At 72.7% G+C, this 21,997-nt stretch carries 25 protein-coding genes; 7 read left to right on the plus strand and 18 right to left on the minus strand.

Going from position 1 to position 21,997, the window contains the following annotated elements:
• Positions 1-92 precede the first annotated feature (92 nt).
• Entirely contained in the window at positions 93-1,538 is a 1,446-nt protein-coding gene (locus ABZU46_RS11240; protein WP_354856359.1) for a phosphatidate cytidylyltransferase, read from the minus strand.
• Between the two features lie 318 nt (positions 1,539-1,856).
• Between ABZU46_RS11240 and ABZU46_RS11245 the strand changes: the two genes are divergently transcribed.
• Positions 1,857-1,982 (plus strand): hypothetical protein, encoded by a 126-nt coding sequence (locus tag ABZU46_RS11245; protein WP_354856360.1) that lies wholly within the window; start codon positions 1,857-1,859, stop codon positions 1,980-1,982.
• Positions 1,983-2,064: 82 nt separating this feature from the next.
• Here the strand turns inward: ABZU46_RS11245 and frr are convergent, their stop codons facing one another.
• From frr to ABZU46_RS11270, 5 genes are all read right to left on the minus strand, one after another.
• Positions 2,065-2,622 (minus strand): ribosome recycling factor, encoded by a 558-nt coding sequence (frr, locus tag ABZU46_RS11250; protein ID WP_354856362.1) that lies wholly within the window; start codon positions 2,620-2,622, stop codon positions 2,065-2,067.
• 82 nt (positions 2,623-2,704) lie between these two features.
• Entirely contained in the window at positions 2,705-3,472 is a 768-nt protein-coding gene (gene pyrH, locus ABZU46_RS11255; RefSeq protein WP_354856364.1) for a UMP kinase, read from the minus strand.
• Positions 3,473-3,634: 162 nt separating this feature from the next.
• Positions 3,635-4,462 carry a translation elongation factor Ts gene (gene tsf, locus ABZU46_RS11260; RefSeq protein WP_354856366.1) on the minus strand — a complete coding sequence of 276 codons (828 nt, stop codon included), beginning with the start codon at positions 4,460-4,462 and terminating at the stop codon, positions 3,635-3,637.
• 136 nt (positions 4,463-4,598) lie between these two features.
• Positions 4,599-5,513, minus strand: coding sequence for a 30S ribosomal protein S2 (gene rpsB / locus ABZU46_RS11265; protein WP_354856368.1), 915 nt, complete (start codon positions 5,511-5,513; stop codon positions 4,599-4,601).
• A gap of 288 nt (positions 5,514-5,801) precedes the next feature.
• Positions 5,802-6,929 carry a hypothetical protein gene (locus tag ABZU46_RS11270; protein ID WP_354856369.1) on the minus strand — a complete coding sequence of 376 codons (1,128 nt, stop codon included), beginning with the start codon at positions 6,927-6,929 and terminating at the stop codon, positions 5,802-5,804.
• Positions 6,930-7,144: 215 nt separating this feature from the next.
• On the opposite strand from ABZU46_RS11270, the gene ABZU46_RS11275 reads away from it, so the two are divergent.
• Genes ABZU46_RS11275 through dprA form a run of 3 tightly spaced genes read left to right on the plus strand, consistent with a single transcriptional unit; the run spans position 7,145 to position 10,239 of the window.
• On the plus strand, positions 7,145-7,504 hold the full coding sequence (locus tag ABZU46_RS11275; RefSeq protein ID WP_354856371.1) for a YraN family protein: 360 nt from the start codon (positions 7,145-7,147) through the stop codon (positions 7,502-7,504).
• 30 nt (positions 7,505-7,534) lie between these two features.
• Positions 7,535-9,055: a YifB family Mg chelatase-like AAA ATPase gene (locus ABZU46_RS11280; protein WP_354856373.1), complete on the plus strand. Its 1,521-nt coding sequence runs from the start codon at positions 7,535-7,537 to the stop codon at positions 9,053-9,055.
• Positions 9,052-10,239 carry a DNA-processing protein DprA gene (gene dprA / locus ABZU46_RS11285; protein WP_354856375.1) on the plus strand — a complete coding sequence of 396 codons (1,188 nt, stop codon included), beginning with the start codon at positions 9,052-9,054 and terminating at the stop codon, positions 10,237-10,239. The genes ABZU46_RS11280 and dprA overlap by 4 nt, the downstream gene beginning before the upstream one ends.
• Positions 10,240-10,395: 156 nt before the next feature.
• Here the strand turns inward: dprA and ABZU46_RS11290 are convergent, their stop codons facing one another.
• Positions 10,396-10,683, minus strand: a complete 288-nt coding sequence (locus tag ABZU46_RS11290; RefSeq protein WP_354856377.1) for a flavin reductase — start codon at positions 10,681-10,683, stop codon at positions 10,396-10,398.
• A gap of 922 nt (positions 10,684-11,605) precedes the next feature.
• Here ABZU46_RS11290 and ABZU46_RS11295 point away from each other — a divergent pair.
• Together ABZU46_RS11295 and ABZU46_RS11300 are read left to right on the plus strand one after the other, a co-directional pair.
• Complete coding sequence (locus ABZU46_RS11295) at positions 11,606-12,613, plus strand: tyrosine recombinase XerC (protein ID WP_354856430.1); 1,008 nt, start codon at positions 11,606-11,608, stop codon at positions 12,611-12,613.
• A 44-nt stretch (positions 12,614-12,657) separates the two neighbouring features.
• Positions 12,658-13,839 carry an aminotransferase class V-fold PLP-dependent enzyme gene (locus ABZU46_RS11300; protein ID WP_354856379.1) on the plus strand — a complete coding sequence of 394 codons (1,182 nt, stop codon included), beginning with the start codon at positions 12,658-12,660 and terminating at the stop codon, positions 13,837-13,839.
• Here the strand turns inward: ABZU46_RS11300 and ABZU46_RS11305 are convergent.
• Entirely contained in the window at positions 13,773-14,459 is a 687-nt protein-coding gene (locus ABZU46_RS11305; RefSeq protein ID WP_354856381.1) for a peptidoglycan DD-metalloendopeptidase family protein, read from the minus strand. The two genes, ABZU46_RS11300 and ABZU46_RS11305, sit on opposite strands and share 67 nt — an antisense overlap.
• 225 nt (positions 14,460-14,684) lie before the next feature.
• Between ABZU46_RS11305 and ABZU46_RS11310 the strand changes: the two genes are divergently transcribed.
• Positions 14,685-15,812 carry a sulfite oxidase gene (locus ABZU46_RS11310; protein ID WP_354856382.1) on the plus strand — a complete coding sequence of 376 codons (1,128 nt, stop codon included), beginning with the start codon at positions 14,685-14,687 and terminating at the stop codon, positions 15,810-15,812.
• 54 nt (positions 15,813-15,866) lie between these two features.
• Here ABZU46_RS11310 and ABZU46_RS11315 read toward each other — a convergent pair whose 3' ends face one another.
• The 10 genes from ABZU46_RS11315 to rpsP form a co-directional block, all read right to left on the minus strand.
• The gene (locus ABZU46_RS11315) at positions 15,867-16,190 is read right to left on the minus strand and encodes a DUF2469 domain-containing protein (protein WP_007075222.1); all 324 of its coding nucleotides are present in this window, start codon (positions 16,188-16,190) and stop codon (positions 15,867-15,869) included.
• On the minus strand, positions 16,187-16,999 hold the full coding sequence (locus ABZU46_RS11320; protein WP_354856383.1) for a ribonuclease HII: 813 nt from the start codon (positions 16,997-16,999) through the stop codon (positions 16,187-16,189). Before ABZU46_RS11320 ends, ABZU46_RS11315 begins: the two co-directional genes overlap by 4 nt.
• Entirely contained in the window at positions 16,993-17,466 is a 474-nt protein-coding gene (locus ABZU46_RS11325) for an NUDIX domain-containing protein (protein WP_354856384.1), read from the minus strand. The genes ABZU46_RS11320 and ABZU46_RS11325 overlap by 7 nt, the downstream gene beginning before the upstream one ends.
• A gap of 49 nt (positions 17,467-17,515) precedes the next feature.
• Positions 17,516-18,151, minus strand: a complete 636-nt coding sequence (gene lepB, locus ABZU46_RS11330; protein WP_354856385.1) for a signal peptidase I — start codon at positions 18,149-18,151, stop codon at positions 17,516-17,518.
• Between the two features lie 10 nt (positions 18,152-18,161).
• Entirely contained in the window at positions 18,162-19,031 is an 870-nt protein-coding gene (lepB, locus tag ABZU46_RS11335; RefSeq protein WP_354856386.1) for a signal peptidase I, read from the minus strand.
• Between the two features lie 181 nt (positions 19,032-19,212).
• Entirely contained in the window at positions 19,213-19,569 is a 357-nt protein-coding gene (rplS, locus tag ABZU46_RS11340; protein WP_354856388.1) for a 50S ribosomal protein L19, read from the minus strand.
• A gap of 143 nt (positions 19,570-19,712) precedes the next feature.
• Positions 19,713-20,486, minus strand: a complete 774-nt coding sequence (gene trmD, locus ABZU46_RS11345) for a tRNA (guanosine(37)-N1)-methyltransferase TrmD (RefSeq protein WP_354856390.1) — start codon at positions 20,484-20,486, stop codon at positions 19,713-19,715.
• A gap of 10 nt (positions 20,487-20,496) precedes the next feature.
• Positions 20,497-21,051 carry a ribosome maturation factor RimM gene (gene rimM, locus ABZU46_RS11350; RefSeq protein WP_354856392.1) on the minus strand — a complete coding sequence of 185 codons (555 nt, stop codon included), beginning with the start codon at positions 21,049-21,051 and terminating at the stop codon, positions 20,497-20,499.
• Positions 21,051-21,284 (minus strand): RNA-binding protein, encoded by a 234-nt coding sequence (locus ABZU46_RS11355; protein ID WP_013284588.1) that lies wholly within the window; start codon positions 21,282-21,284, stop codon positions 21,051-21,053. Before ABZU46_RS11355 ends, rimM begins: the two co-directional genes overlap by 1 nt.
• 1 nt (position 21,285) lies before the next feature.
• Positions 21,286-21,801 carry a 30S ribosomal protein S16 gene (gene rpsP, locus ABZU46_RS11360; protein WP_354856395.1) on the minus strand — a complete coding sequence of 172 codons (516 nt, stop codon included), beginning with the start codon at positions 21,799-21,801 and terminating at the stop codon, positions 21,286-21,288.
• Positions 21,802-21,997: the final 196 nt, after the last annotated feature.

Below are 21,997 nucleotides of genomic sequence, written 5' to 3' on the forward strand. Positions count from 1 at the left end.
GTGTCACGCCTCCGGCGCCGGGCACCCCTCCGGAGGTGTGGAACCGCTCCCGGCCGGCGGTCGCGAACGCTCGGGCCACGGTGATCCATGCCTCACCCCACCATCGGCACGAAGATCGCCAACAGCAGGTACGCGGTCGGCACCGCGAACAGGATCGAGTCCAGCCGGTCCATCAGGCCACCGTGCCCGGGCAGCAGGTTGCTCATGTCCTTGACCCCGAGGTCCCGCTTGATCATCGATTCGGCGAGATCGCCGAGGACCGCCGCACAGGAGACGGCCACCCCGAACACGGCACCCCACCAGGGGGCCACCTCGAACATCAGCCACAGCAGCAGGGCACTGCCCAGCGCCGCCGCGGTGACCGAGCCGGCGAAACCCTCCCAGGACTTCTTGGGGCTGATCGACGGGGCCATCGGGTGGCGGCCGAAGGAGACGCCGGCCGCGTACCCGCCGGTGTCGGAGAGGACCACCGCGATCAGCGTGGCCAGGATGCGCAGCCGGCCGTCGTCGGGGGCCGCCGCCAGCAACGCCGCGAAACCGCCGAGGAACGGCACGTACACCGCGATCAGGGTGGCCGCGGTGAGATCCCGCTGGAAGCCGGCCGGGCCGTCGCCCAACCGCCAGACCATCGTGCCCAGCACGGTGACCAGCAGGCCCAGGCTGAGCGCGTCCGGGCCGGCGAACCACGCCAGCCCGATGGTCAGCACGCCACCGGCGAGCAGCGGCACCAGCGGCGGGTGGGCGCCGCTGCGGCGGACCGCCCGGGCCATCTCCCAGATGCCGACCGCGATGGCGGCGGCGATCACCGGCAGGAACGCCAGCGGGTAGAAGACCAGCGGAACCACGATCAGCGCGCCGAGGCCGAGCCCGACCCCGATCGCCGCCGGCAGGTTCCGGCCGGCCCGCCCGGTGCCCACCTGCTGGGTCGCCGGCCGGTCGAGGCTGGCCCGTCGCCGGCCTTTCGGCCGCCGGCCGCTCGGCGGCTCCGGCTCGGTCACCGGATCGTCGTCCGGCAGGATCTCGGCGCCGATGGGCGCGAGCTGCGCGGTCGGGTAACCGGCATCGTCGTCGAAGCGCGGCGGAACGTCACGGTCGTCGAAGCGGGACGGCGCGTCCCGGTCGTCGTAACGCTGGCCGGCGCCGGGGTCGGCATAACGTGGCGAAGCGTCACCCGCTGGCGGGCGGTCGCCGTAGCGGCCGGGGCGACCCCGGTCGTCGTACCGGTCGGGCTGGTTGCCGTCGTCGTAGCGGTCCCGGTCGTCGAAACGGTCGCGCCGGTCCCGGTCGTCGAAGCGGTCCCGGTCGTCCGGGCGGACCGTCCGGCCGCGCTCGTCGTACGGGTCCGCGGGGTACGGGTCTGCCGGGTACGGATCGGCGTACGGGCGGCTGCGGGGCTCGGCGTACAACTCGGGCCCGGCGGCCGGACGGCGGCTCCACTGGCCCGCCTCAAGCTCCTGCTCGGGCCAGGGCAGGGCCACCGGGCGCTCGGGCCGGTCCCAGCCGCGCGGCTCGTCGGTGTAGGGGTCGGGGTGGGACATCACGCACCGCGACGCGGCACGAGTACCACCACATGACGCAAGACCACAAGCATCCCCTACACGCGCGACTGTGTTCCTCCGGCTCGACCGCCCCGACGGTCGGTCGATTCCCGGTGTGCACCGCCCGGTGGCCGGGAATCCTGCCGAGCCTACTGCACCCGCCGCCGGGGCGAGGCGGACGATGGCGTCCCTGACCGCCGGGGCCCCTCCGGGGGTCGCGGTGAGCGAGATCCGGCGAGTCGCCGCGCTGCCACGACGGCGGCGGCCGCACGGCGGCCCGGCGAGATCGTCTGCGACGGTGGCACCGCCAGCATCTCGATGGGCTTCTACCGGGGCGGCCCGGTGCTGCACCCGGGCCGGGCCACCGTGCGCTTCGAGCTGCACGACGCGTACGTCGGAACGACCCTGACCGAGACGACCCGTACCGTCCGGATCCCCCGCTGACGCGCAGACGGCACGAGGCCCGTCCCCGGATCGGGGGCGGGCCTCACGTCGGCTGCTCACCCGGCGGACGCCGGGTCGGGCCTCAGACCTCCAGCAGCTCGGTCTCCTTGTGCTTGACCAGGTCGTCGATGCTGGCGACGTAGCGCTGCGTCAGGTCGTCCAGTTCCTTCTCGGCGCGGCGACCGTCGTCCTCGCCGGCCTCGCCGTCCTTGACGATCCGGTCCAGCTCCTCCTTGGCGCGGCGGCGGACGTTGCGGATGGCCACCTTGGCCTCCTCGCCCTTGTGCCGGGCCACCTTGATCATGTCGCGGCGGCGCTCCTCGGTCATCTGTGGGAGCAGGATGCGCAGCTGGTTGCCCTCGTTGTTCGGGTTCACCCCGAGGTCCGAGTCGCGGATCGCCTTCTCCATCGCGTTGATCTGCGAGTTGTCGTACGGCTTGATGATGGCCATCCGCGGCTCGGGAACCGCGATGGACGCCATCTGCGTCAGCGGCGTGGGCGTGCCGTAGTAGTCGATGATGACCTTGGAGAACATGGCGGCGTTGGCGCGACCGGTACGGATGGCGCCGAACTCCTCCTTGGCGTGCTCAACCGCACGCTCCATCTTCTCCTCGGCCTCGAGGAGGGTGTCGTCGATCACCGGTCTCCTCGCCTCCTTCTGTGCTCGTCGTGGGCCTTGCTGAAAGTCGTCAGACCGCTGCTGCCGTCGCCACCGGCGGGGCTCAGGCGGTGATCAGGGTGCCGATCTTTTCGCCACCCACCGCGCGGATGATGGTGTCGTCACCCTGCGCGCCGAAGACCAGCATCGGCAGGCCGTTCTCCATGCAGAGGCTGAACGCCGCCGCGTCGGCCACCCGCAGGTTGCGGCGCAGCACCTCGGAGAAGGTGATCGAGTCGAGCTTGCTGGCGGTGGGGTCGATCCGGGGGTCGGCGGTGTAGACGCCGTCCACGCCGTTCTTGCTCATCAGCACCACGTCGGCCCGGATCTCCAGCGCCCGCTGGGCGGCCACCGTGTCGGTGGAGAAGTACGGCATCCCGGCGCCGGCGCCGAAGATGACCACGCGGCCCTTCTCCAGGTGCCGGATCGCCCGCAGCGGGATGTACGGCTCGGCGACCTGGGCCATCGTGATCGCGCTCTGCACCCGGGTCTCGATGCCCTCCTTCTCCAGGAAGTCCTGAAGGGCGAGGCAGTTCATCACGGTGCCGAGCATGCCCATGTAGTCGGCGCGGGCCCGGTCCATGCCGCGCTTCTGCAGCTCCGCCCCGCGGAAGAAGTTGCCGCCGCCAACCACGACGGAGACCTGTACGCCGCGGCGGACCACGGTGGCGATCTGTCGGGCGATGGCCTGGACGACGTCCGGGTCGACGCCTATCGCGCCGCCACCGAACACCTCACCGGAGAGCTTCAGCACCACCCGGCGGGCCCGTCCCGGCGGCGGCGCCGTCGGATCGTCCACCGCCAGCGTCCGGTCACTCACAACCTGCGTCATCCGCCCCGCCTTCCCCCACGCGCACGCCCCGCGCGACGCGTTACCGCGAACCTGCCGCTGCCGACCCTATGTGACGAGGAGGCCGCGGTGCCTGTCACGTACACCGGCGGCCTCCTCGTCGACGTCTTGCGCCCACGGGCGCGCGCGGCGCCCGGTGGCGGCTCAGGCCTGGCCGACCTCGAACCGCACGAAGCGGGTGACCTCGATGCCGGCCTCGGCCAGCACCTGCTTCACCGTCTTCTTGTTGTCAGCCACGGACGACTGCTCGATCAGGACGTAGTCCTTGAAGAAGGAGTTCACCCGACCCTCGACGATCTTCGGCAGGGCCGCCTCGGGCTTGTTCTCCTCGCGGGCGGTCTGCTCGGCGATGCGCCGCTCGGACTCGACGACCTCGGCCGGAACCTCGTCCCGGGTGAGGTACTTCGGCCGCATCGCGGCGATCTGCATCGCGACACCCCGGGCGTCAGCGTCGCCCGCCTCGTCCGACTTGCCGGTGTACGACACCAGCACGCCGACGGCCGGCGGCAGGTCCTGCGCCTTGCGGTGCAGGTAGACCGCGGTGGTGCCCTCGACCTTGGCGAACCGGTTGAGCACCAGCTTCTCGCCGATCTTGGCGGACTGCTCCTGGACCAGGTCCGCGACGACCTTGCCGTCCAGCTCGGAGGCGAGCAGCTCCTCGGCGTTGTTCACGCCGGAACGCTCGCCGTGCTCCACCAGCTGCTGGGCCAGCGCGATGAACGACTCGGTCTTGGCGACGAAGTCGGTCTCGCAGTTGAGCTCGAGCAGCGCCTTGCCGGAGTGGGCGACCAGGCCGTTGGCCGCCGTACGGCCGGCCCGCTTGCCGACGTCCTTGGCGCCCTTGACGCGCAGGATCTCGATGGCCTTGTCGAAGTCGCCCTCGGCCTCGGTCAGCGCCTTCTTGCTGTCCATCATGCCGGCGCCGGTGAGGTCGCGGAGCTTCTTGACGTCCGCGGCGGTGATTTGGGACATGGCTCTCTCTTCGGTGTTGAGACGGCGTGTGGATGGTCAGAGGTGCCGGTTACCCGGATCCGGGCGGATCGTGCCCGGCGTACCGTCGCTGCCCGCCGTCTTCGGAAAACGGACGAACGGGCAGCGACGGTGCGGGTCACTCCGCGGTGGCGGCCGCCGGCTGCTCGGTGGCGGCCTGCGCCGGCTGCTCCGGAGCGGGCTGCTCGGCGGCGGCAGCGGCGGGCTGCTCGGTGGGCTGCTCGGCGGCGGCAGCGGCCGACTCGTCGGCCTTCTTCGGCTCCAGCAGCTCGCGCTCCCACTCGGTCAGCGGCTCGTCGCTCGCGACACCCTCGGGCTTCTCGTCGTTGCCCCGACGACGGCCGGAACGCGCGATCAGACCATCCGCGACGGCGGCGGCGACGACCCGGGTCAGCAGCTCGGCGGAGCGGATGGCGTCGTCGTTGCCCGGGATCGGGAAGTCGACCTCGTCCGGGTCGCAGTTGGTGTCGAGAACGGCGATCACCGGGATGCCCAGCTTGCGGGCCTCGTCGACGGCGATGTGCTCCTTCTTGGTGTCGACGATCCAGACCGCGGCCGGCAGCTTCTGCATGTCCCGCAGACCACCCAGCGTGCGGGTCAGCTTGATCTTCTCGCGGGAGAGCTGCAGGGTCTCCTTCTTGGTGTAACCGGCGGCGGTGCCGCTGAGGTCACCCAGGCCCTCCAGCTCCTTCATCCGCTGGAGCCGCTTGTACACCGTCTGGAAGTTGGTCAGCATGCCACCGAGCCAGCGGTGGTTGACGTACGGCTGACCGACCCGGGTCGCCTGCTCGGCGATGGCCTCCTGGGCCTGCTTCTTGGTGCCGACGAAGAGGATGCTGCCACCCTCGGCGACGGTCCCACGCACGAACTCGTACGCCTTCTCGATGTAGTCGAGAGTCTGGCGCAGGTCGATGATGTAGATGCCGTTGCGCTCGGTCATGATGAAGCGCTTCATCTTCGGGTTCCAGCGCCGGGTCTGGTGCCCGAAGTGGACACCGCTCTCCAGCAGCTGACGCATGGTCACGACGGCCATGGTTGGGGTACTCCTCAAGATCCCTGGTTGTCACGCCCGGCCGGTGGCCGGGCGTCCTGGCGCCTGGTCGCCGGCCCATGGTGGGCCCGATCAAGATCGGGACCAGGGAGGCCGTCGCTTCACGACGATTCGTGAAGAGGGCGCGCGAGGTCGACCGCGCGAGGCGGTCGCCAGTTGGCCAGTGTACGCCCCTCCCCCGCCCGACGGCCCCCGGGTGCGCGCGAGCGGGGCTGCCGGGCCGGGCTGCCGGGCCGGGCTGCCGGGCCGGGCGGGGCGGCCGGGCGGGGATCAGCCGGCGGCGAGGGCGGCGGCGACGAAGAGCACCAGGCCGACGGTCAGGTACGCCGTGGGAGGGCGCAGCCAGCCCCGTCCGCTGTCGGAGAGCGCCATTCCGCCGGTTTTGAGCCCGTACAGTCCCGATGCGAAGATCGGCAGCGCGGCGACCAGGCAGATGCCCACCACGACGTTGCCGGCGTCCAGCGGGTCGCCGGTCACGCCCGCCAGCAACACCCGCAGCGCGGGGACCTCGAAGATCAACGCCAGCAGGGCGAAGAGCGCGGCCAACGCCGGGCGACGGGTCCGGTAGACACCGTCTGCCGGCTGGGGGTAAACCGGCGGCTCGCCGGCGGGCAGGTCGGGCCGCGGGCCGATCCCCGGCATCGGGCCGGTAGGCATCTCCAGCGGGTGCGGCTGCTCCCCGCCGCCCCGGTTCGGCTCGATGATCGGATATCCGGCGAGTGGGGCGGGCCGAGCCTGGTCGGCGAGCACACCAGCCGCTGGCCCGACATCTCTGCCGGCCGCTGACCCGGCGTCTCGGGCGGCCTCCGGCGTGGCGTCTCGCGCCACCTCCGGCGCGGCGGGGCTCAGCGACTCTCGGGCGGCTCGGCGGCCGGGCAGCTCCCCGGAGATCTCCGAGGGGTCCCGATCCGCCCTGCGCGAGCGGGTCGCCCGGTAACCGTCCCCGTCCGTACGCGCGTCACCCAGCGGGTCGACCGCGCCGAAGCGTCCAGAGTCGGCCTCGCCGCTGCCGAACATCCCCGCTTGGGCGTCGACGGCGCCGAACCGCCCGGAGTCCGACTCGGGCGGGCCACCGAACCGGCCCGCGTCCACCGCGCTCAGACGGCCCGAGTCCGACTCGGGCGGGCCACCGAAGCGGCCCGCGTCCACCGCGCCGAATCGGCCCGAGCCCAGCTCCGGGGTTGCGCCGAAGCGCGTCGAATCCGGCTCCCGGCGTCGGCCGACGCCGGTGTCCTCGACGGATCGACCGTCTTCGCCGCCGCGCTGCTCGGGGATCTCGCTGTCCCGGTATCGCGGCTCACCCGCACCGCGCCACTCGGAATCGCCGTAACCGCGACCCCGCTCGTCGGGATACCAGCGCGACTCCTGATCTTCCGGAAAGCTCCGTCGTCCGTCCACGTCAGGCACCGTATGCGACCGGCCACGCCCGCGCCATTTCGGCCCGGCCGGCCGCCAGCGATCAGCGGGGAGGCGTGCGGCACGGCGTCCGGGTCGGGGTCGCCGCATAGCACAGCCCGGGCTTGATCGTCCGGTTGTCCACAGGACACCCGTCGTCCACAGCCGGGCCGTCGTGGGGTCGCGACGCCCGCACTCGGACGGGCACCGTCGCGGCCATGACGAAGCGGAACCAGGCGGTCGGCGCGTACGGCGAGCGGTGCGCCGCCCGGCACCTGAGCGAGGCGGGGCTACGCCCGATCGTCCGGAACTGGCGCTGCCCGCAAGGCGAGATCGACATCATCGCCTGGGACGGGCCGGTGCTCGCGTTCTGCGAGGTGAAGACGCGTCGGGGCGATGTGTTCGGCACACCGGCCGAGGCTGTCGTCCCGGCCAAGGCCCGTCGCCTGCGCGGGCTCGCCGCGATCTGGCTCGCCGAGACCGGCACGAGCGCCGACGAGGTGCGGTTCGACGTGCTGTCGGTACGACTGCCCGCCGCCGGTCCCGCGCAGGTCGATCACCTCAAGGGCGCGTTCTGAGATGCGCCGCCGACGGATCGGTGACGCGTCATGAGCTACGCGAAGGTGCTCTGCGTGGGGCTGGTCGGCGTCACCGGCCACCTCGTCGAGGTCGAGGCGGACCTGGCCGCCGGCCTGCCGGCCGTGGTGATCTCCGGCCTGCCGGACACGGCCCTGCACGAGGCCCGCGACCGGGTCCGGGCCGCCGTGGTCAATTCCGGCCAACGCTGGCCGAACCGGCGGATCACGCTGAACCTGCTGCCGGCCACGCTGCCGAAGTTCGGCTCGGCGTTCGATCTGGCCATCGCCGCCGCGCTGCTGGGCGGCTCGGGTGAGCTACCGCTGCTTCCGCTGGAGGGGGTCGTGGTCCTCGGCGAGTTGGGACTGGACGGGACGGTCCGGCCGGTGCGCGGGGTGCTGCCGATGGTCGCCGCCGCGGTCAGGGCCGGCGTCGAACGGGTCATCGTGCCGACCGGCAACGCCGCCGAGGCCGCGGTCATCCCCGGCGTACGGGTGCGGGCGGTGGACACGCTGCACCGGCTGGTCGCCTTCGTGCGCGACGGCAGCCCGCTGATCGAACCACCGCCGGACGCCCCGGCACCGGTTCCCGGCGGCCCCGACCTCGCCGAGGTCGCCGGGCAGGAGCTGGGCCGGCGGGCGCTCGAGGTCGCCGCGGCGGGCGGGCACCACATCGCGCTGCTCGGCCCTCCAGGCGCCGGCAAGACGATGCTGGCCGAGCGGCTGCCGTCACTCCTGCCCGAGCTGGACGACGACGCGGCGCTGGAGGTGACCGCACTGCACTCGGTCGCCGGGCTCCTGCCACCGGGTGGTCAACTGCTGCGCCGCCCGCCGTTCCAGGCACCGCACCACACGGCCACGATCCCGTCCCTCGTCGGCGGCGGTTCCGGGCTGGCCCGCCCCGGCGCGGTGTCGCTGGCCCACCGCGGGGTGCTCTTCCTGGACGAGGCGCCGGAGTTCAGCAAGGGCGCGCTGGAGGCGCTGCGCCAGCCACTGGAGCACGGCCGCATCCAGCTGAGCCGCAGCGGGGGCGGCACCGAGTACCCGGCCCGGACCCAACTGGTGCTGGCCGCCAATCCGTGCCCGTGCGCGAAGCCGTCCGGCGACGCGTACTGCGAGTGCTCGCCGCTGGTCCGCCGTCGCTACCTGGGCCGGCTCTCCGGGCCGCTGCTCGACCGGATCGACGTGCAGGTGCGGCTGATGCCCGTACGGGCGGCGGAGCTGATGGCGTCCGTCGGCGACGCCGAGTCCTCGGCCACGGTCGCCGCCCGGGTCGCGGCGGCCCGCCGCGCGGCGGCCAACCGCTGGGCCAGCCTCGGGCGGCGACTCAACGCCGAGGTGGACGGCCCGCTCCTGCGCCGCCCGCCGTGGCGGCTACCGGCGCTGGTCACCGCCGAGCTGCGCGGCCGGCTCGACTCCGGCTCGCTCTCGGCACGGGGCTTCGACCGGGTGATCCGGATGGCCTGGACCATCGCGGACCTGGACGGCCGGGACCGGCCGGACCGCGACGACGTACGAGAGGCGATCCAACTACGGACAGGGGAGGCGGCATGAGCGCCGACGAGGAGAGCAGACTGGCCCGGGTGGCGCTGACCTGGTTGGCCGAGCCGGGCACCCGGGCGGTGTACCAGCTGGTCGACCGACTCGGTCCGGTGGCCACACTGGACCTGTTGCTCGACGGCGGCAGCCCCGACGGCTGGCTGCACAGCACGGTGGCGGCCCGGTCGGCCGCCGGTGACGCGCGGGCGGTCGCCGCCGAGGCGTTGGAGCGGGCCGACCGGCTCGGTGCCCGCCTGGTCACCCCCGACGACGCGGAGTGGCCGGCCCGGGTGGCCGGCCTGAAAACGCTCCGGCTGCCGGACGCCACCCGCCGGGTGGACGGTGAAACCGCGCCGCCGCTCTGCTTCTGGGTACGCGGAGCCTGGCCGCTGGGCGAGGCGCTGGAGCGCTCGGTGGCGGTGGTCGGCGCGCGGGCGGCCACCGGTTACGGCCAGCACGTCGCCACGGAACTGGGGTACGGGCTGGCCGAGCGGGACTGGACCGTGGTCTCCGGCGGCGCGTTCGGCATCGACGCGGCAGCCCACCGGGGTGCCCTCAACGCGGGCGGGTTGACCGTCGCGGTGCTGGCCTGCGGGGTGGACCGGCCGTATCCCATGGGCAACACCGCGCTCTTCGACCGGATCGCCGACACGGGGCTGCTGGTCAGCGAGTGGCCACCCGGCGCCGAGCCGCTACGCCCCCGGTTCCTGATCCGCAACCGGGTCATCGCCGGGGGCACCCTCGGCACCGTCGTGGTGGAGGCGTCGGCGCGCAGCGGCGCGACGCAGACCGCCCGACGGGCCATCCACACCGGACGGGTCGCGATGGTCGTGCCCGGGCCGGTGACCTCGGCGATGTCCGTCGGCGCACACGAGTTGCTCCGCGAGCGCTCCGAGGTGCGGCTGGTCACCGGGGTGGCGCACGTGCTCGAGGAGGTGGGCCGGGTCGGCGCGGACCTGGCCCCGCTGGCCCGTGGCCCGCAGCGGCCGACCGACGCGTTGGATGACGACGCCCGATCGCTGCTGGAGGCGTTGCCCCGCCGGGGCGTACGGGGAGTGGACGCGCTCGCCGCCCGCGCCGGCGTGAACGTGCGTACCGCGCTGCGCAAGCTGTCGCTGCTGGAGGAGCTGTCCATGGTGGTGCGCCGCGACGACGGCTACGCCCTCGCCCCGGCCACCACACCGAAGGGCGGCGGATAAGCAACGAACCGCCACGGCGCACAGTCATGGGTGTGGCGACACCGGCACCAGTGTGGACTGCGGCGGCGGATACTCGGCCGTGCGGGGGCCATCTCCGCCGTCCGACGGATATGCGTGAGTCCCCGACCGGAGGAACGAAAGCTCGGCGTTACTGCGCTATAGCGGGAACCGGCCGGCATTGCGGAACCGGTTGATCGCGAGGTGCCGGACCCAGCCGAGGAAGCGGGCGTACATCTCGACTGGGTTCGGGGGCTCCGGGTAAAGCCCGCACAGGTCCCGGGTCGCCTCCCCCAAGCAATCAGCCATGTCGACCGCCAGTAACCGGGGCTCGTCGGCGTATTCGCCGGCCAGATCGGCGCGGGCTCGACCACACGGCCAGGGCTGGGCATCCGCCGCGCAGAACCAGAACGGTCGGACCGGGGCGTGCCGCTGAAGGTCGCTCACCGCTGGATTCCCCGGTACCGAACCGGCGACCAGCGGCTCAACCGGCGCAGGGGTGGATGCGCGTTGTTCAGGACCGAGTTCACCGAGCCGAAGACCACCCCGGGTGCCCGCTGGGACCCGCTCAGTTAGTCGGTTTAGTTCGTCGTCTGGTGCCACGTCAACCTCCCGGGTCGGGGTCGGAGGGGCACCCCCGCCCGCCGCGAAACTCGCCACCGGGCGGGGACGAGGAGTAGGTCCTTCCGCCCGTCCGGAGGCCCTCCCGAGACACGGAGCGGCCCCGGGGCGGTAGCCGCACCCGGGGCCGTCTCCCTGCCTTCGGGGGACCGAAGCGGCGGCCGGGCTTCCCGCGCTCCGTCACGGCGGGGATCAGCCACTCCACGCCGCCGCCGGCTATCTGCCGCTTCAGGCGGACCAGCTCCAGGTCCGTCCCGCCACCTTAAGGCCTAGACAAATAATTCCTAACCTTTGCTGCGGCGGTTGGCGCAGCCGGCGGCCGGCGGTGACCCTCGGTCACCTCCGTGGGGGCGGATGCGGTCGTAAGCGGTATACCTCAGAGTCATATTCATACCTCTGAGGTATACCGCTCAACAGCACATCGACACGACGGGCAGCCACAGCGGATGACCGGCGCCCTTCGCCGCAGCCCCAGCCCCGTCTTGAGTTAGGACTTATTCGTCTAGGCGAAAGCTGTCGTTGCTGAAGGGCCGTCCATGGTGGTGGCCGCGACGACGGCTGCGCCCTCGCCCCGGCCACCAAGCCGAAGGGGCGGCGCATAAACGGACGAACTGCCCCAGTGCACGGGCGTGGTGGCGACACCGGCACCATCGTGGCGAACGCTGCGCGGCTCTCGGCCGTACGCTGGTGCCGTGCCAACTGTCAGTGGGGGTGCAGCCATCGCAACGCCGCCATCGGCGCGGCGGCGGTGAGCCGGTCCACCCGGGGCACCCGGGCCACCCACCAGGAGCTGCCGCCGGCGCTGCGGGACGCGGTCGACGACTTCGCCGAGCACCTCTCCCGGGTCCGCAACCGGTCGGCCCACACCGTCCGCGCGTACGTGACCGATGTGGTCGCCTTGCTCGACCACGCCGTCCGGATGGGCTGCCTGGAGGTGGCCGAGCTGGACCTGTCGGTGCTGCGGAGCTGGCTGGCCCGGCAACGGACCACCGGCGCCGCCCGTACGTCGCTGGCCCGTCGGGCCGCCTCGGCGCGGGCGTTCAGCGCGTGGGCGCACCGCGCCGGGCTGCTCCCCTCCGACGTGGGCGCCGCACTGGCCAGCCCTCGTGCTCACCGGGAGTTGCCCAGCGTCCTGCGCGCCGACCAGGCCGCCGCCCTGGTGGAGGCACCGGCCCGGCAGCCGACGACCGCACCCGCCACGATCACGACGGAAGCCATGACGGTTGCGGCGCCGGACGCGGCCGCCGCCGAGGCGGTGCTGTTGCGCGACCGGGTTCTGCTGGAGCTGCTCTACGCCACCGGCGTGCGGGTCAGCGAGGCGTGCGGGCTGGACCTCGGGGACGTCGACCACGGTCGCCGGGTGATCCGGGTGTTCGGCAAGGGCGGGCGGGAGCGCTCGGTGCCGTACGGGGTGCCCGCGCAGCGGGCGTTGGACGAGTGGTTGCGCCGGGGCCGACCGCTGTTGGCGGGTGCCCGCTCCGGCGACGCGCTGCTGCTCGGGGCTCGCGGTGGCCGGCTCAACCCGACGACCGCGCGACAGATCGTCGGCGGGTACGCCGAGACGGCCGGCCTTCCCCGGACCAGCCCGCACGGGCTGCGCCACTCGGCCGCCACCCATCTGTTGGAGGGCGGGGCCGACCTGCGCGCCGTGCAGGAGCTGCTCGGCCATTCGTCGTTGGCCAGCACGCAGATCTACACCCACGTCTCGGTGGAACGGCTGCGCGCCGCCTACCGGCAGGCACATCCCCGCGCCTGATCAAGGGCCGAGGGGGCGGGTCGCTCGACGGTTACGATCATCGGGTGAGCGTCCCGCAGCCCCCCGAGCCGATCCCGGGCGCCCGCCTGCTGTTCTCCCTGGACCCGGCGGTCAGCCATCTCAACCACGGATCGTTCGGCGCGGTGCCGATCGGCGTGCAGCGAGCCCAGCAGCGGCTGCGCGACGAGATGGAGGCCAACCCGCTGCGCTTCTTCACCCAGGGGCTCGTCGACCGGATCGCGCACACCCGCCGGCACCTCGCCGGGTTCCTGGGCGCCGACCCGGACGGCAGCGCGCTGATCGGCAACACCACCACCGGCGTCGCCGTGGTGCTTCAGTCGGTGGGCCTGAAACCCGGTGACGAGGTGCTCAGCACCGACCACGGGTACGGGGCGGTGAGCCTGGCCATCCAGCGGGAGTGCCGGCGCACCGGCGCGGTCAGCCGCGTCCTGCCGATCCCGCTGGCCGCCACCGACGAACAGATCGTGCAGACCATCCGGGCCGGCCTGCGCCCGGGGCGGACGCGGCTGCTCGTCGTCGACCAGCTCACCTCCGCCACCGCCAGGCTCTTCCCGATCGCCGCCATCGTCGGGGTGGCCCACGAGGGCGGCGTGCCCGTCCTGGTGGACGCGGCACACGCCCCCGGGATGCTGGCCACCACGGTCGCCAGCATCGGCGCAGACTTCTGGGCGGGCAACCTGCACAAGTGGGGGTACGCCCCGCGCGGCACCGCCCTGCTGGCGGTGGCCCCACAGTGGCGGGAGCGGATCGAGCCGCTGGTGGTCTCGTGGGAGCAGGAAGCCGGCTTCCCGGCCCGGCTCGAATGGCAGGCCACCCTCGACTACACCTCCTGGCTGGCCGCCCCGGCCGGACTGTTCACGCTGCGCAGCCTCGGCGTCGACCGGGTACGGGCGCACAACGCCGCGCTCGCCGCGTACGGTCAGCGGGTGGTGGGGGACGCGCTCGGGGTGGCCCCCGCTGATCTGCCCGACCCCGGCGGACCGGGGGTGGCCCTGCGCCTCATTCCGCTGCCGCCCGGCACGGGCACCACGATCGACGCGGCGCGGGCGTTGCAGGCGCGGATCGGCGAGCGGCTCGCCGCCGAGGTCGCGGTGATGAGCTGGAACGGTCGCGGATGGCTGCGGCTCACCGGTCAGGTCTACAACGCCGCCGACGAGTACGAACGGCTGGCCGTGCGGCTGCCGGCGCTGCTCGCCCAGCGCTGACCGTCTCCCGCCCGACCGAGCGGAGGCGGGCGCACCGGGAGCAGTCGCACCGGGCCGAGGCCGAGCAGGGCCAACGGGTCGAGATACTCCTCGCCCCGCCGCAGGCCCCAGTGCAGGCACGCCTCGGCCGGGCAACCCGGATGCCCGGGCAGCAGTTCGCCCAGCGGCGTGCCGGCGGTGACCGCCTGGCCGACGCGTACGACGGGTTGGACCGGCTCGTGGGTGGTCCGCAGCCCGTCGGCGTGCCCCACGGTGACCACCGGTCGACCGGCCACCAGGCCGGCGAAGAGCACGCTGCCCGGCCCGGCGCTACGGACCACCGCTCCGGCCGGCGCGGCCAGGTCGACGCCGCGGTGGCCAGGCAGCCACGGTCGGGGCGGCGGGTCGAACCGGCGCACCGGACGAGGTGGCCCGTCGACCGGCCAGCGGAACCGCTCGGCGGGCGCTGAATCGGCGGGCGGGTCGGTCACGGCCGCGACCGGCACTGTCGGCGTCGGTGGTTGGCCGGGCACCGCCGCGACCAGCACCGCCAGCCCGCAGAGCTGGACGGTCAGTGCGAGCGGGAGCGCGGCGCACAGCAGCAGCGTGCGGCGGATCGAGTCGACGGGTGGCGGTCGCATGACGGCAGCCTCCGGCCGAGGCCGACTCGTCCGCCAGCCCGGCCGACGAAGCTGTGGACAACCGGAGGTGCTGTGGACGACCACCGAAGGGCTCGATGATCTGTTATGCGAGCGCTGTCCCGGCCCGACGCCAACCGGCCCAGGACACCACCACCGGGCCGCCACGAAGGGCCTAGGCTGGGCCGCGTACGGCGGGTGCCGCCGTCTGCACCGGGGAGGCATCGCATGACCACTGTCGATGACCGGGGGCCGAGGGCGGCCGACGTGAGCGGCCCGTCGCGGCTCGCCGAGCCCGACGAGGCGATCAGTGCCGACGAGTTGCAGCTCGCCGCCCGCAACCACGGCCTTCCGCTGGAGGCGCTGCGGTACGACGTCACCCCGGCCGGGCTGCACTATCTGCTGATCCACTACGACATTCCGGAGCTGGATCCGGCGGCGCACACACTGACCATCGGCGGCGCGGTGGACCGACCGCTGACGGTCACGCTGGCCGACCTGCGCGAACGGCCCCGGGTCACCCACCGGGTCACGATGGAGTGCGCCGGCAACGGCCGGGCTCTGCTGCACCCCCGGCCGGTGAGCCAGCCCTGGCTGGTCGAGGCGGTCGGCAACGCCGAGTGGACCGGCACCCCCCTCGCGCCGCTGCTGCGCGAGGCGGGCCTGGGCGCGGACGCGGTCGACGTGGTCTTCACCGGCGCCGACCACGGGGTCGAGCGCGGCGTCGAGCAGGACTACCAGCGGGCGCTGCCGGTGGCCGACGCGCTGCGCGAGGAGGTGCTGCTGGCGTACGAGATGAACGGCGCTCCCCTGCTGCCGCAGCACGGGGCCCCGCTGCGGCTGATCGTGCCGGGCTGGTACGGCATGGCGCACGTGAAGTGGCTGCACTCGATCGAGGTCCGGACGGAGCCGTTCGAGGGCTACCAGAACGCGGTGGCGTACCGGCTGCGTCGCGACGCCGACGACCCGGGCGTGCCGGTCACCCGGATCGAGCCACGCGCGCTGGTCCGCCCGCCGGGCTTTCCCGACTTCATGACGCGCCGCCGGGTGCTGCCGCCGGGACCATGCACTCTGGACGGTCGGGCCTGGTCGGGGCATGCCCCGGTGGTCGCGGTGGAGGTGAGCGTCGACGGCGGGGCGAGCTGGGCGCCGGCCGAGCTGGACCCGGCGACGGGCGGGGAGTTCGCCTGGCGGCGGTGGCGGCACGAGTGGACGGCGACGCCGGGTCGGTACGTGCTCAGCGCGCGGGCGACCGACGCGTCCGGGCGGACCCAGCCGGTCGAGCAGCCGTGGAACCGTGGCGGCTTCGCCAACAACCTGGTGCAGCGCGTCGAGGTCGTGGTGCCGGCCGAGTGACCGGCGCGGCGGGCCGCGCCACGGATGGGGGGACCGTGGCGTGGCCGAGGGTCGTCAGCCGCCGAAGCCGGAGTCGGCGGGCAGCGAGATGTCGGGCTTCTCCAGCTCTTCGACGTTGACGTCCTTGAAAGTCATCACTCGGACGTTCTTCACGAAGCGGGCAGGACGATACATGTCCCACACCCAGGCGTCGTGCATCTCGACCTCGAAGTAGACCTCGCCGTCGGAGTTGCGCACGTGCAGGTCGACCTGGTTGGCCAGGTAGAACCGGCGTTCCGTCTCCACCACGTAGGAGAACTGGCGGACAATGTCGCGGTACTCCCGGTAGAGCTGCAGCTCCATCTCGGTCTCGTACTTTTCGAGATCTTCCGCGCTCATCGCACTCCGCCTTCCATGACCACATCTTCCCCCACCGGCGCCGGAGGCCGAGGCTGCTCGCCCAACGCCACGCCGACGGTACCCCCTGACGCCCAGGAGCGCTCCATCGGCTCGTCCGACGCCGGGCCGACGGGCCGTCGGGCGCGCGGCGGCCGGCCGTCGCGGCCGGAGACCGCTGCGACATTGACGTACGAGAAGCGGTGCTCCCGGCACGGCCCGTGCTCCCGCAGCGCCGCGCTGTGCTCCGGGGTGATGTAGCCCTTGTGCTCGGCGAAGCCGTACGCCGGGAACACCCCGTCCAGCTCCACCATGATCCGGTCGCGGGTGACCTTGGCGAGCACGCTGGCCGCCGCCACACAGGCGGCCACCCGGTCGCCCTTCCACACCGCCAGCCCCGGCACGCCCAGGCCGTCCACGCCGAAGCCGTCGGTCAGCACGTACTCCGGTCGGGTGGTGAGCGAGGCGAGCGCCCGGCGCATGGCGGCCAGGTTGCACACGTGCAGACCCCGGGCGTCGACCTCGTCGGCCGGAATGACCACCACGGCGTACGCCAGGGCGCGGTCCACGACCTCGGCGTACACCCGCTCCCGGCTGGCCGGGGTGAGCAGCTTGGAGTCGGCCAGCCCGTCGATCTCGCCGCGTCGCCCCTCCGGCAGCACCGCCGCGGCGGCGACCAGTGGGCCGGCGCAGGCGCCCCGGCCGGCTTCGTCGGCGCCAGCCACGTGCCGGAACCCGCGCCGTTGCAGCGCCCGTTCCAGCGCGTAGAGGCCGGCCTCCCGGCGCACGACGGTGCGCGGCGGGGTCAGCACGACGCCTCGACGGCCGGCGGCAGGAGCCGGGCCAGCAGGTCGGGCAGCTCGGGCGGGTAGTACCGGTCGCCGCTGGCGGCCAGCTCGGCCGGCAGCCACCAGCGGTGACCGGCGATGCTGCGCTGCTCGACGTCGTTGAAGCCAACGGTGTCGACCTGCCACGACGGCACCCGGAGCAGGAAGAAATCCTGCTCCTGGCGGTACCAGTCGCCGTCGAACGGAAACTCGGTCGTGTCGGACCAGACGGGCTCGCCCAGCTCGGCGGGATCGACCCGCAGCCCGGTCTCCTCGGCCAACTCCCGTGCCGCGCCGGTCGACGGGGACTCCGCCTCGTCGAGCCCGCCGCCGGGAGTGAACCAGTAGCGGTGCTCCGGGCGGGCCGGGTCGAAGCCCTGAAACAGCAGGACCCGGCCGGCCGCGTCGACGAGCAGCACCCGCGCCGCGCGTCGAGGGGTGTAGACGGTCACCGCACCAGCCTGCCAGACGTGCGGCCGATCGCCCATGCCCCCGCCGGTTCTACGGCTTTCCGATGCCGTCGAACTGATCGGGCACTGTCAGCCAGGTGGCCCGGTTGACGGGCCAGAAGACGGTGAACGCCCGCCCGACCACCTCGCCCTCGGGAATCGTGGCCTCGGTGATGTTCTGGTTGGACTGCTGCCAGTGCTCCAGCGAGTCACCCGAGGCCGACCGGTGGTCGCCCATCACCCACAGCCGCCCCTTCGGCACGGTGATGTCGAACTCCTGGTCGGCCGGCTTGTCGCGGACCCCGTCGATCGAGAAGATGTACGGCTCGTCGAGCGACTTGCCGTTGATCATCAGCCGTTCCTGTGCGTCGCAGCAGACCACGTGGTCGCCGCCGACGCCGATCACCCGCTTGATGAAGTCCTCACCGTCGGGGTTGCCGCTCCACTCGGTGGGCGCCTTGAAGACGATCACCTCGCCGCGGTGCGGCGATCGGAAGTCGTAGACCAGCTTGTTGACCAACACCCGGTCATCGATCTTGAGAGTGTTCTCCATGGACGGGGAGGGGATGAAGAAGGTCTGCAGCACGAAGGCGCGGACCAGCACCGCGACCAGGATCGCCACACCCAGCAGGATCGGCAGCTCCTTCCAGAAGGAGCTGCGGGGCTTGTCGGTCTGCTCGTCAATCACGCCAAGGAGCCTACGTTGCCGGGCCGGACGGCACCGTCCGGAACGCGCGGGAACCCCTCAGCGCGGCCATCAACGGGAAAATCAGCAGCACACCGCCCTGCGGGGACGGACGGACCGGGGGCGCCCCGGAGGAGGCGGCAGCCGGCGCGGCCACGTCGTCGAAGGTCGAGGGCACCGACAGCGCGGCCCAGCGCGACGACGGCCAGACCACCATGAACGCCCGGCCGACCACGTTGTCGATCGGCACCGGCCCCTGGCAGCGCGCGTCCTGGGAGACCTCCCGGTGGTCGCCCATCACGAAGATCTGACCCGGGGGTACGACCACCTCGTCGAAGCGTCGGGAGCGGCACTCCTGCGGATTCGGTGGCAGATCCAGCGGGGAGTCGCGCAGCACGTACGGTTCGTCGAGCGGGGTTCCGTTCACGGTGACCCGACCCTGGGAGTCGCAGCACTTGACCCGGTCACCGGGCAGGCCGATCACCCGTTTGATGAAGTCCTTCTCGCCGGGACGGCTCACCCCGACCAGGTCCCCGACGGTGCGGGCGACCTTGCCGGCGAACCCGGGCTGCGGCTGTTCGTCGACCTGCGGCGCCCAACGGTCGGTGCCCCGGAACACCACCACCTCGCCGCGCACCGGGTCACGGACGTCGTAGACGACCTTGTTGACCAGCACCCGGTCGCCGATCAGAAGGGTGTCCTCCATCGAACCGGACGGGATGAAGAACGCCTGGAGCAGGAATGTGCGGATCAGCACCGCGAGGCAGAACGCGACCACCAGCAGCAGTGGAAGCTCCTGCCAGAGGGGCATCTGCCGGCGGCCGCGGCGCACCCGCCGGCGCCACGGATCGACGGTGCCGTCCTCGTCAAGCGTCTGCACCACGCCACTCCCCGGTCCGCAGAAACACCACCGCCCGGGAGCCTCGTCGAGGCTCCACGGGCGGTAGTGGACAGCTGCCCGCCACGAAGGCGGGGCCGCCGCCTGGCTGCGCCCGTACGACCAGGGTAGTGCGGTCTGGTCGGTACGGCATACGCGCAGCTCAGGCGGCGTGGCGAGCGGGAAGTCAGCTGGGCTGCTTCTCCCGCTTCTCCTTGATCTTGGCCTTCTTGCCGCGCAGCTCGCGCAGGAAGTAGAGCTTGGCGCGACGCACGTCACCGCGGGTCACGATCTCGATCCGGTCGATGCCCGGACCGTTGAGCGGGTAGGTCCGCTCGACGCCGACACCGAAGCTGACCTTGCGGACCGAGAAGGTCTCGCGCAGACCGTCACCCTGGCGGCGGATCACGACGCCCTGGAAGATCTGGACACGGGACCGGTTGCCCTCGACGACCCGCGCGTGCACCTTGACGGTGTCACCGGCACGGAAGTCGGGAAGGTCGGTCCGCTTCGACTGGGCGTCAAGGGCGTCCAGGATGTTCATCGCTGCGTCCTCGTAAGGCTCACGGCGCACCGTCACTCGGTGCGCGGGTGGGTGATTCTGATTCCCGGGTGGTGGTCGGCGGGCCGACCCCGGTCGGGGATCCTCGCAGCCGCCCGCGGGCGCGGACGGATGCGGCAACCCCCCTACTTTGCCACATCCCCCGGCGGTGGCCGAAATCCGGCCCGCTCCAGCGCCGCGATGTCCCGTTTGTCGAGCCGCTCGGGCGGCAGCGCGGCCAGCAGGTCCGGGCGCTGGGACGCGGTCCGCAGCAGCCCCTCCTCGCGCCGCCAGCGCGCGATCTTGCCGTGGTCGCCGGAGCGGAGCACCTCCGGAACGTCGTGCCCGCGCCAGCTCGGAGGCTTCGTGTAGATCGGGGCCTCCAGCAGCCCATGCGCGTGCGACTCCTCGTCCAGCGAGCCGGCGTTGCCCAGCACCCCGGGCAGCAGTCGGGTGACCGCCTCCAGGATCACCAGCACCGCGACCTCGCCGCCGAAGAGGACGTAGTCGCCGAGCGACACCTCGGTGACCGGCATCCGGGTGGCGGCGTGCGCCAGGACCCGCTGGTCGATCCCCTCGTACCGGCCGCACGCGAAGAGCAGGTGCGGCTCGGCGGCCAGCTCGTGCGCCATGGCCTGGGTGAACGGCACGCCGGCCGGCGACGGCACGAGCAGCCGGGGCGGCGGGGCCTCGGCCGGGGCGAGCGCGTCCAGCGCCGCACCCCACGGCTCGGGACGCATCACCATGCCCGGGCCGCCGCCGTAGGGGGTGTCGTCGACCGTGCGGTGCACGTCGTGGGTCCAGGTCCGCAGGTCGTGCACGGCGAGCTGGAGTACGCCGTTGGCCCGCGCCCGTCCGATCAGCGACAGGTCCAGCGGGGCGAAGTACTCCGGAAAGATCGACACGACGTCGACGCGCATGGGGGTGGTCCTAAAGATCGAGCAGTCCGGCCGGCGGGTCGACGATCACACGTCCACCGGCCAGGTCGACCTCCGGAACGATCGCCCGGACGAACGGGATCAGCGCGGTACGTCCCTCGGGGCGCCGCAGCACCAGCAGGTCGGACGACGGCGCGTGGTCGATGCGGGCCACCTCACCCAGCTGCTCACCGGTCGGGGTGACCACGGCCAGCCCGACCAGCTGGTGATCGTGGAACTCCTCCGGATCCTCCGGAGGCTCCACGTCGGCGCTGTCCACCACGAGCAGCGTCCCGCGCAGCGCCTCGGCGGTGTTGCGGTCCAGGATGCCCTCGAACGCGATCAGCACCCGACCCTGGTGGAAGCGGGCTTCCTCGATGGTCAGCTTCGCGGGAACCCGGAACGGCACGCCCGGCTCATCGGCGGCTGAAGGGGGCGTCGCCCCCGGCTCAGTGCGCAGCACTGCACCGGGGGCGAACCGTGCTTCGGGCTCGTCGGTCCGCACTTCCACGGTGACCTCACCGCGGACACCGTGCGGCTTGCCGATCCTTCCGACGACGAGCTGCATCAGTACGAGTCGACGATGTCGACGCGTACGCCGCGCCCGCCGATGGAGCCGATCACCTGGCGCAGCGCCTTGGCGGTCCGGCCGGACCGCCCGATCACCGTGCCGAGGTCCTCGGGGTGCACGCGGACTTCCAGCCGCTTGCCCCGACGGGAATCGACCATCCGGACCCGGACGTCATCCGGGTGATCGACGATGCCCTTGACCAGGTGCTCCAACGCCGGACGCAGAGGCATGTCAGGCCTGCTCACCGGCGTCGGCGGTGGCAGCCGGAGCCTCGGCCGGAGCCTCGGTCTTCGGCGCCTCGGCCGGAGCCTCAGCCTGCGGGGCCTCGGCGGGCGCCTCAGCCTTCGGAGCCTCGGCGGCCTTCGCGGCCTTCTTGGCCGGCTTGGCCGGGGTCTCCGGGGCCAGCCCGGCGGCGGCCTTCGCCTCAGCCTCGTACGCGGCCCTGCGGTCGACCTGCTCGGCCTTGACCTTCAGCGGCGGCGGGGCCGGCAGGCCCTTGTACTTCTGCCAGTCACCGGTCAGCTCCAGCAGCCGCTGCACCGCCTCGCTCGGCTGGGCGCCGACGGACAGCCAGTACTGGACCCGCTCCGACTTGACCTCGATGATCGAGGGGTCTTCCTTGGGCTGGTAAACCCCGACGAACTCGATCGCCCGACCGTCACGCTTGGTGCGCGAGTCGGCGATGACGATGCGGTACTGCGGGTTGCGGATCTTGCCCATCCGCAGGAGCCGGATCTTTACGGCCACAGTTGTTTCGCTCCTGTTGCGATCTCACCGGCCCGTACGGGGCGGTGTGCATGGGTGAGCGCCGACCGGACCCGTGGGGTTGGGCCGGAGACTACTCGGTGGACTGGCAACGCGCCCGGGTTAGAGGGCGCCGAACGCGCGCCGGATACCAGCGACCCATTCTGCCAGATCCGATGCCGATCGCACGCATCGGACC

Origin of the sequence: Micromonospora sp. NPDC005197 (assembly GCF_040608295.1) — a bacterium.
Taxonomy (GTDB): Bacteria; Actinomycetota; Actinomycetes; order Mycobacteriales; family Micromonosporaceae; genus Micromonospora.